The following is a 13,527-nucleotide window of genomic DNA, read 5'->3' as shown; positions in this document are numbered from 1 at the left end:
TAACCTGTCCAGTTTTATGGCGTGCTCGGTTGAATGATGTCCGCATCGCAGGCTATAATCAAGGCAGGAGCCTTAATATGACTGATTCATCTGCTGACCAGTCTTGTGTGTTTTGTTCAAATGTCCTTACTTTGGCGAGATGTGTGGACCAGTCTTCGGGTCTCTTGGGAGCGCGCCAATTAGGCAGGATTTTCCATATAATTTGGCAATATCATATCGGTTATCGATTGGTAGATGGATTCAGATTATACGTTTATGCATAAAAAAAGCCCTTTTTTGAAAAAAGAGCTTTCATTTGCTGGTGACCCCGGACAGGTTCGAACTGTCGACCCACTGATTAAGAGTCAGTTGCTCTACCAGCTGAGCTACGGAGTCAACAATGTAGGTTGCAAATATAAAAAAATGATAGTATCTGTTGACCTAAATTTTTATGGAAAATTGAATATTTTAATAAAAATACCATTTCAGCACATTGTGTTTGCCGGTAACTATTTATTATATAATGAGTTGATAACAGGATTACCGTAGGACATATTTGTTGTCGGGTCAAACTATCTGGCCGTCATTTTGTTGTAGCATTATAATTAACCAATAACTTTTCATTATGAGAAATTCACGACGCAACTTTCTGCAGCAATTAGCCGTTTCAGCTGCCGCGATGCCATTTTTAACGTTTGAACAGCAGGCTCTGGCCCTGGTTCCACAGAACAGGCAGGATCGTGTGCTTCGCGTGGCGCTTATGGGGCTCGGCGGTTATGCAACCCGGGTAGCCGAAGCCATGCAATCTTGCAAGCGGGCGAAGATAACCGGGTTGATCAGCGGCACACCAGCGAAAATTAAGGAATGGCGGGCTAAATATCGCATTCCGGAAAAGAACTGTTACAATTATGAGACGTTCGATCAGGTAAAAGATAATCCGGATATTGATGCGGTTTATGTAATTACACCAAATGGTCTTCATCACGATCAGGTGATCCGGGTAGCCCGAGCAGGGAAACATGTGATCTGTGAAAAACCGATGGCAATTAATGCGAGGGAAGGCCAAGAGATGGTGGATGCCTGTCGTGACGCGGGTGTGAAATTACTGGTGGGTTACCGGATGCATTTTGAACCCAATACGCTTGAAGTCATCCGTATGCGTAATGCCGGTGAATTCGGGAAAATCATGTTTTTCCAAGGCCTGAGCGGATTTAAAATTGGGGATCCTACCCAATGGCGATTGGATAAAACGTTAGCCGGGGGAGGTGCTATGATGGATATTGGTATCTATTCGATCAATGGCTCCCGTTATATGGTTGGTGAAGATCCAATCTGGGTGACCGCCCAGGAAACGAAGACTGACGAGGTAAAATTCAAAGCAGGCGTTGATGAAACAATCCAGTTTCAGTTGGGATTCCCCGGTGGTGCAGTAGCCTCCTGCCTTTCCACGTATAATATGAATTACCTGGACCGGTTTTTCATGACCGGCGAAAAAGGTTTTGTTGAAATGCAGCCTTCCACCGGATACGGGCCTATAAAAGGACGTACCCATCAGGGTGTGCTCGCACAACCACATGTGATGCATCAAACTTTGCAAATGGACGGCATGGCGGGGATTATCCTCGATGGTAGCCAGCCCGTTGTGCCTGTCGACGGCTTGGAAGGGTTGAAGGACCTAAAAATTATTGATGCCATTTATGCAGCCTGTGCTACGGGACAGCGGCAGGAACTCAGCCTGTGACCGGTGTTATGCTACGTTCCAGCGTCCGGACTTCTTCAGGTAGCGGATAGTTATATAATAAATGGCCAGCAGGAGCAGCATAATACCCAGCGAAATATTCCGTTGTTCAGGCTCCCAGCCCCAGTAGGGGGTATAATAAAAAAACAGAATCAATACGATGCCAGCTAACCAGATTACCTGCGTATTGTATTCTTTGACGAGCCATCTTTTCCAGCTGAAATGCATACCGGTAATCGTCCGTGAGAGGCCAGCCGGATTAATCAGCCAGCGATTCACTTTGGCTGTATATGCCTCGAACTGGTCTCCGAATTTCTGTCTGAGGTAGTTTTCTTCGGCTAATACGATAGCCTGATAGATAAAAAGGAATAATGGAATAAAAACAATCAGGTATAGGAGGGAATTTATCAGGATTCCGACACCGAGTAACATGAGCACGTTGCCCACATACAGGGGATTGCGGCAATGGGCAAAAATTCCGTTGGTTACCAGGCCCTCTGCATACACTTTTTTATCTTTTCCGCCCCGTACAATATAGGCAAGCGATATGGTAAGCCCGCGGATGAGCTGCCCTGTGACAGTTATAATAAGACCGCCTACCAGTGGGTACCAGTAAAAACCGGAACCCCAGACTGCCGCGGTAAATACCGGTGGCGACGGGATAAAAAGCGACAGGTAAAGAAAAATAAACAGAAAATTCCGGTATTTAAAGAAGAAATTGCCAATAGGTATCATAGATTTAGCTCTTTATGGCAATGAATCCGGAAAAATTATACCATTTAAAAAAGACCTCGGTATGAGAGAAGCCCGCCTCCCGTAGCATTTTAATGTTTTCGCTGAGTTTATAGGGGATGAGAACATTTTCCAGTGCCTCCCGCTTTTGGGAAATTTCAAGTTCGCTGTATTGATTCCTGCGTTTGTAATCGTAGTAGTATTTGATGAAATTGCGGTTGAAAAGACTGTCCTCTGCCAGGATTTTTTCAGACATAATGAGCACACCGCCGGGAATAAGACCTTCGTAAATTTTCTGGAGCAGTTTTTCGCGGTATATCGGTCGTACGAACTGCATAGTGAGGCATAGGATAACTGCCGATGCCTGCTCAATTTCAAAATCCTGATGTAAATCAGCATTCTTTAATTCATAGGGCCTGGAAAGTTTCGCCTCCTGAAGCTTCTCCAAACATTTCGTCAACATATCCTTTGAATCATCAATGCCGATGAACTTTACCCGTTGATCCACCAATGGATCGAGGTTCAGTAACGTAGTGCCCGTCGAGCAGCCTAGGTCGTAAATATTGGTGTCGGGAACAGCAAACTCACTGGCCTGCTCGATAATCATGCGCTGAATCTCTGCGTAGAACGGTACTGAACGTTCTACCATATCATCAAAAGCGCTGGCTACTACCGGGCCGAATTTAAAATCAGAAGGCTTCTTGATCACCTTTTGAAAAACGTTGTCTTTCGATTTTCCCATCACGCAGGTCGAATAGCTGAATTGAATGGTGCGATAGTAGTGGTGAAATCTGAAAAAAAATGGGAATACGGTTAATCAAAAAAGTGAACAGCCGCCTTAAACGTATTACAATGAGCATCAACAATATCACGAACCTGAGGCGAATAGCCTCCTCCCATGCTTACCTGTAACGGAACTTTCGCCCGCAGGCACTTGCAGAAAACGAGTTCATCACGAAGACGACACCCCGCACGGCTTAAGTTTAGCCTTCCAAGTTTATCCGTTGAGAGTACATCTACTCCCGACTGATAAAACACAAAATCTGGTTTTACTTTTTCGAAAATCACGTCCAAGTGCTGTTCGAGCGTCTCGAGATACTTTTTGTCGCTTGTTCCATCAGCCAGACTGATATCCAGATCCGAGCGCTCTTTATGAAAAGGGAAGTTGTTCTGGCCGTGCACGGAGAAGGTAAATACGCGTGGTTCCCCATTGAAAATTTCCGCTGTACCGTTACCTTGATGGACATCCAGATCAATGATAAGTACTTGTTTGCTGACTCCCCGGCGGAGCAGGTCACATGCAGCAATTGCCTGGTCATTTAATAAGCAAAATCCTTCACCCCAATCGGAACCGGCATGGTGCGTACCACCCGCTATATTAAAGGCAACACCATCCTTCATGGCGAACCGGCAACCTGATATTGTTCCCTGGACGATGCGCAGTTCTCGTGCTATCAACTGCTCGGATAATGGGAAGCCGATCCGCCTGACCATCGCTGACGGGAGGGTTAGACTGAGCAGCTGATTGCAGTATTCACGTGCATGTGCAAGGTTAATGGTTTCCAGGCCAGCCAGTTCAGGAGTAAAAAAAGCGGTATCAGGCACAATACCCTCATAACGCAACTGAGCAGCGATGAGTTCATATTTGACCATCGGGAACCGATGCCCTTTGGGTAGAGGGTGTGTGTAACTGGGATGGTATGCAATCTTAAACAAAACGGGCCGTTTTAACTGTTGCGAAGATAGCAAACCGGGAAATAATCCTTACCTTTGTGCCAATGGAATTTAATCATGATGAGAAAGAAGATTACAGTTTCTGGACGAAGTATAAGCACTTTGCCAAAAATGAGTTGTTGCTGTATATCATTATGATTGTGGGGATTTTATTAGGTATCATCATCTTTAGCTAACCACAAATATTACGAATTATTAAATAGGCCATCCCTAAACGCATCCCGCGAAAAATTAATAGCATGAATCTGAATTTGAAACGCCCCCTGGCTTTTTTTGACCTGGAAACAACGGGTGTGAATGTATCCGCCGACCGGATTGTGGAAATTTCTATATTGAAGGTACTTCCGGACGGCAGTGAGGAAATAAAAACACTTAAACTTAACCCACAAATGCCAATTCCGGTGGAATCCTCACTCTTCCATGGTATTTACGATAACGATGTAGTGGACGCTCCCGTGTTTAAAGATGTGGCTGTTGAAATTGCTGAATTTATCGGTGACGCCGATTTGGCAGGATATAATTCAAACAAATTTGATATCCCGATGCTGATGGAGGAATTTATACGGGCCGATGTGGATTTTACGTTGGATGGCCGCCATTTTGTCGACGTGCAGAATATCTTTCATCAGATGGAGCAGCGTACACTTAAAGCAGCTTACCGGTTTTATTGCGATAACAGCCTGGATAATGCACACAGCGCCGAAGCTGATGTAAGGGCAACGTATGAGGTGCTTAAATCGCAGTTGGACAGATATCAGAATGTTGAATGGGAAGATAAGTCCGGTAAAAAATCAGTACCGGTGGTCAATGACGTACAAGCCTTGCATCAGTTCACTAACCTGAACCGGCCAGTGGATTTTGCCGGACGGATGGTGTTCAATGAGAACGGGGAGGAGATCTTTAGTTTTGGCAAACACAAGGGACGTTTGGTAGAAGAGGTTTTTGCAATTGAACCCAGTTATTATTCGTGGATGAAACAAGGTGATTTTCCACTATATACCAAAAAATGCCTGGATCGGGTGTGGGCGCGGTTCAGGGCAAAGCAGAAGGAGCAGCGTGCCGCAGCGCCCAAAGCAGCGTCTGCTGCCAAGCCCCAGCAGGCTTCCACTACTGGTACGAACCGGCCTGAAGGTAACCGTACGCCCCAGCCTAAGCGGAAATCCGGACCAATTACGGAAGATATGCTTAAAAATCTTCAGGAAAAATTCAAAAAATAAAACCGGTCGGGTGTTGCAAGTGGTGGGGTGGACTCCAATACTTACGGCAGCCTGACAAAAGGTTATTGAATGGCATGCATTAACACCGTATTTTTGCATTAAAAAAAATCAAATGTCGCAAGAAATTGAACACGTAAAATGTCTGATTATCGGTTCCGGACCGGCTGGTTATACAGCCGCCATTTATGCTGCGCGGGCTGATCTTAAGCCCGTGATGTATACAGGTATCGTACCCGGCGGACAGCTGACACAGACGACTGATGTAGAAAACTTTCCCGGTTATCCCGATGGCATACTAGGTCCGCAGATGATGGAAGATTTCAAGAAGCAGGCCGAACGTTTCGGTACACAGGTACGCTTCGGCTACATCACATCGGTTGATTTTTCAGGTGATGTACACCGGATTGTTGTAGACGGTGAAAAGACGATAACGGCTGAAACGGTGGTTATTGCCACCGGTGCAACGGCAAAATGGCTGGGATTGGATAGCGAACAGAAATATAATGGATTTGGCGTTTCGGCCTGCGCAGTGTGTGATGGTTTTTTCTTCCGTGGACAGGATGTCGCTATCGTTGGGGCAGGTGATACTGCAGCCGAAGAAGCTTCTTACCTGGCTAAACTGGCCAATAAAGTGCATATGCTCGTGCGCCGCGATGAATTCCGGGCATCAAAAGCAATGCAGCACCGCGTGCTCAGTACGCCCAACATTGAAATTCACTATAACACAGAGGCCCGGGAAATTCTGGGCGATGGGCAGAACGTGACTGCGGTGGCGGTGTCAAACAATCAAACAGGTGAAGAAAAGCAACTCCCGATAACCGGCTTTTTTGTGGCAATTGGCCATAAACCCAATACGGAACTATTTGAGGGGATCCTGGATATGGATGCAAATGGTTATCTTATTACTAAACCAGACAGTACGCAGACAAACATTGCCGGTGTATTTGCATGTGGAGACGTACAGGACCATGTTTACAGGCAAGCCGTAACGGCAGCAGGTACGGGATGCATGGCTGCCCTGGAAGCAGAACGGTACCTTGCCGCCAAGGCGCATGTGATGATTTAGTCGTGTAGCTTTTTAGTATACTGCCGATCCGTTTTCAAGCCATCGGGCCCAGTTTTTGTCGTAGCCATGGATTTCAGTGGTCTGTATATCTTCGTTATTGTATACCGGATTTCGCCTGTTTACCCACTCATACAATCCGCCGAAGAGATTGAACACGTGCTGGTATCCCGCTTTTTTTAGCTTTTCACCAATGCGTTCGCTCCGGTTCCCTATTGCGCAATAAACGACAATCGTATCTGTTTTCGGAATATCGTATACGTTCCGCATATCGAACCAGATGTATCCCACATGCCTGGAATGCCGGATATGGCTTACTTCAAACTCATCCGCTTCCCGGGCATCCAGCACCACTGCACCGTCCTTCATTGCTTCTTTGAGTTCATTCACGGTGATAGTGGGTACGCTGTGCCGATAGATGCTGTTCAGCCGAGCCGCATATTCGGGATTACGCGTGGGCCCTTGTTCCTGCAAACCCGCCAACACCAACCAGAAGATACTTATAATTCCCAGCATTAACTTATCGTTGAAAGGTGTTGGATATGTGTTCCCATATCGAAAACAGGAACACTTTTCACGATACCTGCCACGATGCTAGCGCCAATGGCTGAACGATAACCTCCGGCGCAATGTACCACGATCGGTTTATCGGTTGGAATTTCCCCAACACGTTCCCGCAGTTCGTACAGTGGGATCGGGATAGAGCCTGAAAAACCACCCCCTCCGTGGCCGGTCTTTTCCCCGGGATTCCGGATATCTACGATCGTGTAATCCCCGGAGGCATGTTTAAATGTATCTGGGTCGAAACCTGCCGATACAACCGGACCACCACAGGTAATTACGGCACTGCAGATTTTGCTTTCATAACCTATTTTTGCCGACTTCTCCAATAGTATTGCCAGGGCTTCCGGGTCGCCTGCACATAGGTAGAATGATTCTTCCGGTGCTACGACCGAGCCAAGCCAGGTTTCAAACTTGGTGCCGTCCGGAATATTAATAGCCCCGGGATAGTGTCCGGCTTTAAACTGTGCCTGTGGCCTACCATCGATCACGATATCTTTTACGGCGAGTGGTACATCATCAACAATGCGCACGGCGTCAATACTTGCCTGAAATGGCGGGGCTCCCTTTTCATTCAATGCTACATCATATGCAAAATACCGGGGTACGAAAGGCTGTTCCTTCAGGGTCAGGGCAACAAATTCAGCTGCCGTCATCGGCTGTAGCGCATAATTTTCGCGGAATTCCCGGCCGATGGTACTTTGCAGTTCGCTTCCCATATTTTTCCCGCAGAGCGACCCCGGTCCATGGGCCGGGTATACGATGACACCGGAGGGCAATTTAGCGAGCTGCTGATGGAGGGAATGATACAGGGCCTTAGCGAATTCTATGGCCTTTTCGGGGTTTTTGCCGGCGTCTTCACGAAGGTCCGGCCGTCCCACGTCACCCACAAATAGCGTGTCGCCGGTAAATACCGCATTCGGCTTACCGGATTCATCCAGTAATAAAACACACAGACTGTCGGGTGAATGTCCGGGTGTATCAATTGCACGGAACGATACCGAACCGCATTGGATGAGAACGTCTGTATCAAATGATCGGTTTGGGTAGGCAGCACGTAACAGGCGACTGATATAAATAGGTGCCCCGGTTACTTGATGCAATTCCAGATGGGAACTTACGAAATCAGCATGTGGATGTGTTTCTATGATCGCGATGATCTGCGCATCATATTCCCTGGCAAAATCCAGATAGGGTTGCGGGTTGCGTGCAGGATCAATCAGCACGACCTGCTGTTTACTTATGATCGCATAAGACGCATGGGCTAATCCTTCATCGTAAAATTGGTGTATCTGCATACCTTCGGCTTCTGCAACAAAGATAGAAAAAATGTTTTGTGCGAAAATCAGACGGGCATCGGAAGGCATCCATGTAAAATTTGTATTTTAACGCCATATGGTATTTACGAAGCAACTCATAGGTATTTTGATCTGCTGCATGATCACCGATCTGGCGATTGGCCAGACCGGGGCCGATGTGTTTTCCGGCCGCGTGAGCCGTGGAAAAATCACCCACCCCGAAATGCATGAAGTTTCAGGCATTGTGGAGTCAACGGCATTTCCCGGCCATTTCTGGGTGCACAATGACAGTGGCGATAGCGCAAGAATTTTTCTTATCGACAGCGTAGGGGTACATAAGTCTACGTTTTATCTTCAAGGGATACAGGCATATGACTGGGAAGACATCGCATGGATGAATCGTGATGGCCGTTCTTATCTGCTGATAGGGGATATCGGCGATAACCATGGCCGCCGGGACCATGTAAAGGTTCACCTATTGGAAGAACCTATGGCGGTTGACAAATCGAGGGTGGATACGATTGCCAGAACCGCAATCCGATCGTTTGTGTTAACCTACGAAGACGGTCCGCGCGATGCAGAGTCGCTGTTTTACGATCCGGTGGATGAGGCGTTATACTTGATCAGTAAACGCGAATTAGCAATTGGGGTATATCGAACCTTACTGCCAGACATGTCCCAGGATACCCTGACGCTGACCAGAGTACATACACTGCCGTATACTTTTTTTACCGGGGCCGATATCCAACGGGATGGAAGTGAATTCATTGCCAAAAATCTGCTTAACGTATTTTACTGGCGGCGGAACGCGGGGGAGTCAGTATGCGCCATGCTGAGCCGACCCGCAATACGGTTGCCTTACGATCCCGAACCCCAGGGCGAAGCAATTACCTTTGATCGTCAGCGCAACGGGTATTTTACCCTCAGCGAAAAAGCGCTTGGCATGGATGCCGTGTTGTACTTTTATCCGCGAACCATAGGAACATCAGGGAAAGAATAACGGATCCGGATGCTGTTTCGCATTTCTATAAGCGGATCAGTTTTGAAGAAGGTCTACTGCAGTCGGACTTGTTGGTGTTGATTTATAGGTGTTTATGGTTATTTGGTAAAAAATAATGACTTTTTTGAATAAATTATTTGACAATGTCATGTTATTATCCATACATTTATGGCGCAAACCAACTAATTATAAACTTAAAAAGGTCCGAACCACCGCTGGCTCGGACCTTTTTTATAAGTCGCATTTCCGCGGTCAGCCGTTGCAGTAATCGCGCTTGGACGATCAATCATTCCGGGACTTATTAAGCTCCTGTTGCTGCTTTAGCTGCTCCACATTATTTTTGTCTGCGAAGTTGTCTGTTTGCTGCGCAAACGATTCCAGTATTTCATTAACAGCGTCCAGGTTATCAGCTGTGCGCTGATAAATATCAGGTAATACCTTTTCAAGCCGGTTATCACTCAATTCGATGTTATCCACTTCAATTTTTCCTATCTTTTCTAACAATGCCTGTTGACTGCGTTTCAAATCCTCCAATTCGCGGACAATTTTTTCCATCAACTCAAATTTTTTCAATTTATCCATGGTTTTATCCTTTATTAAAAGAAACAATGCAATGGGCAAAATGTTCGGATAGGGGAGTAATTAGTTGATAGATTTAGATTGTCCCGGATTACCGACATCCGTTGAATTAAAGTAACTTTGATATAGAAAGAAACCGGCTTAATTGATTTTTGTACATGAACTTCGACATTCAACCCCTACTGGAAAATGAAAGGATAATTCTTTATCCATTGCAAGAAGCGGATTTTGAATCGCTTTATGCTGTAGCGGCAGACCCTGAGATATGGGAACAGCATCCCAATAACGACCGCTGGAAACAGAAAGTATTCAGGTTGTTCTTTGTCGGCGCAATGCAAAGCAATGGTGCATTCAAACTGGTGGATAAAGTCACAGGAAAAGTCATTGGAAGCACTCGTTTTTATAATTATAATCCACAGGAAAACAGTATTTTAATAGGGTATACATTTTATGCTACATCATATTGGGGTAAAGGTATCAACCGCTTGGTAAAAGGCACGATGCTGGACTACATTTTCCAATTTGTATCCAAGGTGTATTTTCATGTCGGGGCAGCTAATATCCGTTCCCAGATAGCCGTCAGTCGCATTGGAGCAGAAAAGATCGGAGAGTTGGAACTGATTTCTGCTACGGGAGTGCCACAAACGAATTTTGTGTATCAGATCAGCAAGGAATCGTGGGTTACTTCGCCCGCTTAAAGGTGAAGCCGACAAATAATTGATATATTACATCCAATACGCCCCTAATGCTGTTGGATTAACCATAGCCGTATTTTAGAAGAATTTGTGAATGAAAAAACCCCTATAAACTTCCGTTTTCTCTATCTATAAAACTTTCTAACTCCTTGCTCATTTCTTCCAATAATTGTTGTTCAGTTGGCAAATAAAGTTGGTACTGACTTGCAATGATTTGTTTTTGGCTTTCGGGTAATGTGAAGCGTACAACAGCATCATTTTTATTGGCACAAAGTAAAATCCCGATTGTAGGGTTTTCGTGTGGCAGCTTTTCAATGCGGTCGTAGTAGTTCACATACATTTGGAGTTGCCCGATGTCCTGGTGTGTCAGCTTGGTTGTTTTGATTTCTATAATCACAAAGCATTGCAACAACCGGTTGTAAAACACCAAATCCGAAAAAAACTCATCGCCCTCAATATGTATTCTTTTTTGCCTTGCTACAAACGAAAAACCATTGCCCAACTCTAACAAAAAATCCTGCAAATGTGTTATAATGGCATTTTCTAAATCTCTTTCATAATAAGATGCTTCCCGTTTCAACTCCAAAAACTCCAAGAACATGGGGTCTTTGATGATTTCTTTGGCATCGAATGGTTGCTTCTCTTTTTTCGCAACTGCCAATACACTTTCCTTGTCGTTGCTCAGCAAAAGCCGCTCATACAAGTTGCTGTACACCTGTCTTTCCAGCTGCCGTGAAGTCCAATTGTTTTTAATGGTTTCGGCGATATAGAATTCTCTTTTATTCTGACTGTCAACACTCAATAACAACTTATACTGTGTCCAGCTCAATTGTGCATGCAGTGCGTGCACAATTGGAAATGTCCTGTAAAATTGACGATACAGGTTGATTTGCCTTACAGAAAAGCCGCTTCCAAATTCAGGTTGCAGTTGTTCTGAAAGGTATTTGATAAGGAAAGTCCCATAATCCGCACGGTCTTTTCCCTCTTGTTCTTCTTCAAAGATACGTTTACCGATATGCCAATACATCAACGTTCGCTGATGGTCTACCGCACGAATAGCATTGTGCCTTGATTGGGCAATGATGGCTTTTATATCTGCTATAATAGATTGGTTTCGAGTCATTATCCGTAATAGTTACTCTGACTCAAAGATAAAAAACTAATTTTATTAGTAAAACATAAAATGAAAAAGTTTGAAGGTTAAGCGATGTGTTAAACAATGAAGCCGGGTTATCATCAGGCTTACTTTGTAAGGCGGAGAGAGGGGTTGGCTGTGGCCCACTGGCCCGCGCTAAAGGCCGAGGTCATCCCGCGTGGGAGGCTTCAAAGCAAATGAATGCTACTCGTTTTGCTTGCTTATCTTTTTGCTCGTCGCTGCTGCTCAAACAAGTTTGGCAACGCTGCAAACAAAAATACCCCGACTTGTCGGGGTATTCATTTGCTTTTGCGGAGAGTGAGGGATTCGAACCCCCGGTCCTGTTACAGACAACGGTTTTCAAGACCGCCGCATTCGACCGCTCTGCCAACTCTCCGCCGCAAAAGTACAAACTCTCTTATATTTTGCAAATTCCGATATGCTTTTTTTTGGTAACCGCCGCAGTTAGAGGAAAAAACGATTTTTTAGACACCGATAACACCCGTAAAATCATGATTATTTTACCCGATATTGCATTGATACCGGATTAAGTTGTATTTTTGTCGCCAATGCGGGCGCCAATAGCTCAGCTGGATAGAGCAACGGTTTTCTAAACCGTCGGTCTCAGGTTCGAATCCTGATTGGCGTACAGAAGGCCTCTTGATGTTGAATTGAGGGGCTTTTTTATTAACACGCAAACATACCGGAACAGTCCGTTTGCTTCTTTCGTATGGAAACATTAACTTGTAACATTCCGCAGATACGACGATAAACGCATTTATGAATTTTACGAAACAGACTATAGGGGTAGTGGGAAGCGGTAGCTGGGCAACAGCTATGATTAAGATGCTGAGCGATAACCGTGTCGAAAAATCCATATTTTGGTGGGTACGGAACAAACAGACAGCCGACTACATCAAAAATTACAAACACAATCCGAATTACCTAAGTGCCGTATCGGTTAAAATTCCGAAACGGAATATTCATACGGATATCCGCACGGTGATAGCCCACTCCGACATCGTTATTTTGAATACACCGGCGGCTTTTCTCAAAGACGCATTAAAGGGAATCACGCCCGATATGCTGACGGGCAAAGTAATCGTATCGGCGATTAAGGGCATTGTGCCCGATGAAAATCAGATCGTCGGCGATTTCCTCCAGCAGCAATATGCCATTCCTATTGATAAAATAGCCGTCGTTGGAGGGCCCTGCCATGCGGAGGAGGTTTCGCTCGAGAAATTATCATACCTCACCATTGCTTCCCGTGATACCCACGTTGCGGCATTGGTGGCTTCACTTATTGAAACGCGTTATATCAAGACCAATGTATCCGATGATATCTACGGCACCGAATACGCAGCCATCCTGAAAAACATCTATGCGGTGGCCGGCGGAATATGCCATGGCCTTGGTTTTGGTGATAATTTCCAGGCAGTGCTGATATCCAACGCGATACGGGAGATGGCGGAATTTGTCAATACCGTAAAACCGATCCATCGGGATATCAAGGAATCGGCCTACCTGGGCGATTTACTAGTTACTGCTTATTCGCAGTTTAGCCGGAACCGTACATTCGGAAATATGGTCGGTAAGGGTTATCACGTGAAATCGGCGCAGCTGGAAATGAACATGGTGGCCGAAGGATATTACGCTGCATACTGCATTCAGGAAATTTGCGATGTCCATCGCATTGAATTGCCTATTTGCAATGCCGTATATCAGATTTTATATGAGAATCATTCGCCAGCAGAGGCGATCAGCCGGCTGGCCGAAAAATTGACTTAGCTATATAA

General features: G+C 45.5%; 13 protein-coding genes and 3 tRNA genes. 7 read left to right on the top strand and 9 right to left on the bottom strand.

The window, feature by feature from the left end; all coding sequences use genetic code 11:
* Positions 1 to 299 precede the first annotated feature (299 nt).
* Positions 300 to 375, bottom strand: a tRNA-Lys gene (locus tag NEV57_RS02490).
* A gap of 229 nt (positions 376 to 604) precedes the next feature.
* On the opposite strand from NEV57_RS02490, the gene NEV57_RS02485 reads away from it, so the two are divergent.
* Entirely contained in the window at positions 605 to 1,720 is a 1,116-nt protein-coding gene (locus tag NEV57_RS02485; RefSeq protein WP_257656699.1) for a Gfo/Idh/MocA family protein, read from the top strand.
* A gap of 6 nt (positions 1,721 to 1,726) precedes the next feature.
* On the opposite strand, the gene NEV57_RS02480 is transcribed toward NEV57_RS02485, so the two are convergent.
* The 3 genes from NEV57_RS02480 to NEV57_RS02470 form a co-directional block, all read right to left on the bottom strand.
* The gene (locus NEV57_RS02480; protein ID WP_257656698.1) at positions 1,727 to 2,452 is read right to left on the bottom strand and encodes a methyltransferase family protein; all 726 of its coding nucleotides are present in this window, start codon (positions 2,450 to 2,452) and stop codon (positions 1,727 to 1,729) included.
* Between the two features lie 4 nt (positions 2,453 to 2,456).
* The gene (gene cmoA / locus NEV57_RS02475; RefSeq protein WP_257656697.1) at positions 2,457 to 3,191 is read right to left on the bottom strand and encodes a carboxy-S-adenosyl-L-methionine synthase CmoA; all 735 of its coding nucleotides are present in this window, start codon (positions 3,189 to 3,191) and stop codon (positions 2,457 to 2,459) included.
* Positions 3,192 to 3,262: 71 nt separating this feature from the next.
* On the bottom strand, positions 3,263 to 4,165 hold the full coding sequence (locus NEV57_RS02470) for a histone deacetylase family protein (RefSeq protein ID WP_257656696.1): 903 nt from the start codon (positions 4,163 to 4,165) through the stop codon (positions 3,263 to 3,265).
* Positions 4,166 to 4,422: 257 nt separating this feature from the next.
* Here NEV57_RS02470 and NEV57_RS02465 point away from each other — a divergent pair, with 257 nt between their 5' ends.
* Entirely contained in the window at positions 4,423 to 5,400 is a 978-nt protein-coding gene (locus tag NEV57_RS02465) for an exonuclease domain-containing protein (protein ID WP_257656695.1), read from the top strand.
* Between the two features lie 112 nt (positions 5,401 to 5,512).
* Positions 5,513 to 6,466 carry a thioredoxin-disulfide reductase gene (trxB, locus tag NEV57_RS02460; protein WP_257656694.1) on the top strand — a complete coding sequence of 318 codons (954 nt, stop codon included), beginning with the start codon at positions 5,513 to 5,515 and terminating at the stop codon, positions 6,464 to 6,466.
* 12 nt (positions 6,467 to 6,478) lie between these two features.
* Here trxB and NEV57_RS02455 read toward each other — a convergent pair whose 3' ends face one another.
* Both NEV57_RS02455 and NEV57_RS02450 read right to left on the bottom strand, forming a co-directional pair.
* A complete protein-coding gene (locus NEV57_RS02455) occupies positions 6,479 to 6,979 on the bottom strand; it encodes a rhodanese-like domain-containing protein (protein ID WP_257656693.1) in 501 nt (166 codons plus the stop codon).
* Positions 6,979 to 8,322, bottom strand: coding sequence for an MBL fold metallo-hydrolase (locus NEV57_RS02450; RefSeq protein ID WP_257656692.1), 1,344 nt, complete (start codon positions 8,320 to 8,322; stop codon positions 6,979 to 6,981). Before NEV57_RS02450 ends, NEV57_RS02455 begins: the two co-directional genes overlap by 1 nt.
* 97 nt (positions 8,323 to 8,419) lie before the next feature.
* On the opposite strand from NEV57_RS02450, the gene NEV57_RS02445 reads away from it, so the two are divergent.
* On the top strand, positions 8,420 to 9,322 hold the full coding sequence (locus NEV57_RS02445) for a hypothetical protein (RefSeq protein ID WP_257656691.1): 903 nt from the start codon (positions 8,420 to 8,422) through the stop codon (positions 9,320 to 9,322).
* 282 nt (positions 9,323 to 9,604) lie between these two features.
* Here NEV57_RS02445 and NEV57_RS02440 read toward each other — a convergent pair whose 3' ends face one another.
* Complete coding sequence (locus NEV57_RS02440) at positions 9,605 to 9,904, bottom strand: hypothetical protein (RefSeq protein ID WP_257656690.1); 300 nt, start codon at positions 9,902 to 9,904, stop codon at positions 9,605 to 9,607.
* A 155-nt stretch (positions 9,905 to 10,059) separates the two neighbouring features.
* Here NEV57_RS02440 and NEV57_RS02435 point away from each other — a divergent pair, with 155 nt between their 5' ends.
* Positions 10,060 to 10,599 carry a GNAT family N-acetyltransferase gene (locus tag NEV57_RS02435; protein WP_257656689.1) on the top strand — a complete coding sequence of 180 codons (540 nt, stop codon included), beginning with the start codon at positions 10,060 to 10,062 and terminating at the stop codon, positions 10,597 to 10,599.
* 103 nt (positions 10,600 to 10,702) lie between these two features.
* Here NEV57_RS02435 and NEV57_RS02430 read toward each other — a convergent pair whose 3' ends face one another.
* Positions 10,703 to 11,719, bottom strand: coding sequence for a PDDEXK nuclease domain-containing protein (locus NEV57_RS02430; RefSeq protein WP_257656688.1), 1,017 nt, complete (start codon positions 11,717 to 11,719; stop codon positions 10,703 to 10,705).
* Positions 11,720 to 12,043: 324 nt separating this feature from the next.
* A tRNA-Ser gene (locus tag NEV57_RS02425) sits at positions 12,044 to 12,128 on the bottom strand.
* A 178-nt stretch (positions 12,129 to 12,306) separates the two neighbouring features.
* Between NEV57_RS02425 and NEV57_RS02420 the strand changes: the two genes are divergently transcribed.
* A tRNA-Arg gene (locus tag NEV57_RS02420) sits at positions 12,307 to 12,380 on the top strand.
* A 131-nt stretch (positions 12,381 to 12,511) separates the two neighbouring features.
* Positions 12,512 to 13,519, top strand: coding sequence for an NAD(P)H-dependent glycerol-3-phosphate dehydrogenase (locus NEV57_RS02415; RefSeq protein ID WP_257656687.1), 1,008 nt, complete (start codon positions 12,512 to 12,514; stop codon positions 13,517 to 13,519).
* Positions 13,520 to 13,527: the final 8 nt, after the last annotated feature.

The organism is Parapedobacter lycopersici, from assembly GCF_024643285.1.
GTDB lineage: Bacteria > Bacteroidota > Bacteroidia > Sphingobacteriales > Sphingobacteriaceae > Parapedobacter > Parapedobacter lycopersici.
The sequence above is the reverse complement of the archived record's forward strand: the minus strand, read 5'-3'. Positions and strand labels throughout refer to the sequence as shown.

Excerpts from the sequence above, each read along its gene's own strand:
- NEV57_RS02485 (WP_257656699.1), top strand. The coding sequence starts at position 605 with ATGAGAAATTCACGACGCAACTTTCTGCAGCAATTAGCCGTTTCAGCT.
- NEV57_RS02480 (WP_257656698.1), bottom strand. The coding sequence starts at position 2,452 with ATGATACCTATTGGCAATTTCTTCTTTAAATACCGGAATTTTCTGTTT.
- cmoA (WP_257656697.1), bottom strand. The coding sequence starts at position 3,191 with ATGGGAAAATCGAAAGACAACGTTTTTCAAAAGGTGATCAAGAAGCCT.
- NEV57_RS02465 (WP_257656695.1), top strand. The coding sequence starts at position 4,423 with ATGAATCTGAATTTGAAACGCCCCCTGGCTTTTTTTGACCTGGAAACA.
- trxB (WP_257656694.1), top strand. The coding sequence starts at position 5,513 with ATGTCGCAAGAAATTGAACACGTAAAATGTCTGATTATCGGTTCCGGA.
- NEV57_RS02455 (WP_257656693.1), bottom strand. The coding sequence starts at position 6,979 with ATGCTGGGAATTATAAGTATCTTCTGGTTGGTGTTGGCGGGTTTGCAG.
- NEV57_RS02450 (WP_257656692.1), bottom strand. The coding sequence starts at position 8,322 with ATGCAGATACACCAATTTTACGATGAAGGATTAGCCCATGCGTCTTAT.
- NEV57_RS02445 (WP_257656691.1), top strand. The coding sequence starts at position 8,420 with ATGGTATTTACGAAGCAACTCATAGGTATTTTGATCTGCTGCATGATC.
- NEV57_RS02440 (WP_257656690.1), bottom strand. The coding sequence starts at position 9,904 with ATGGATAAATTGAAAAAATTTGAGTTGATGGAAAAAATTGTCCGCGAA.
- NEV57_RS02435 (WP_257656689.1), top strand. The coding sequence starts at position 10,060 with ATGAACTTCGACATTCAACCCCTACTGGAAAATGAAAGGATAATTCTT.
- NEV57_RS02430 (WP_257656688.1), bottom strand. The coding sequence starts at position 11,719 with ATGACTCGAAACCAATCTATTATAGCAGATATAAAAGCCATCATTGCC.
- NEV57_RS02415 (WP_257656687.1), top strand. The coding sequence starts at position 12,512 with ATGAATTTTACGAAACAGACTATAGGGGTAGTGGGAAGCGGTAGCTGG.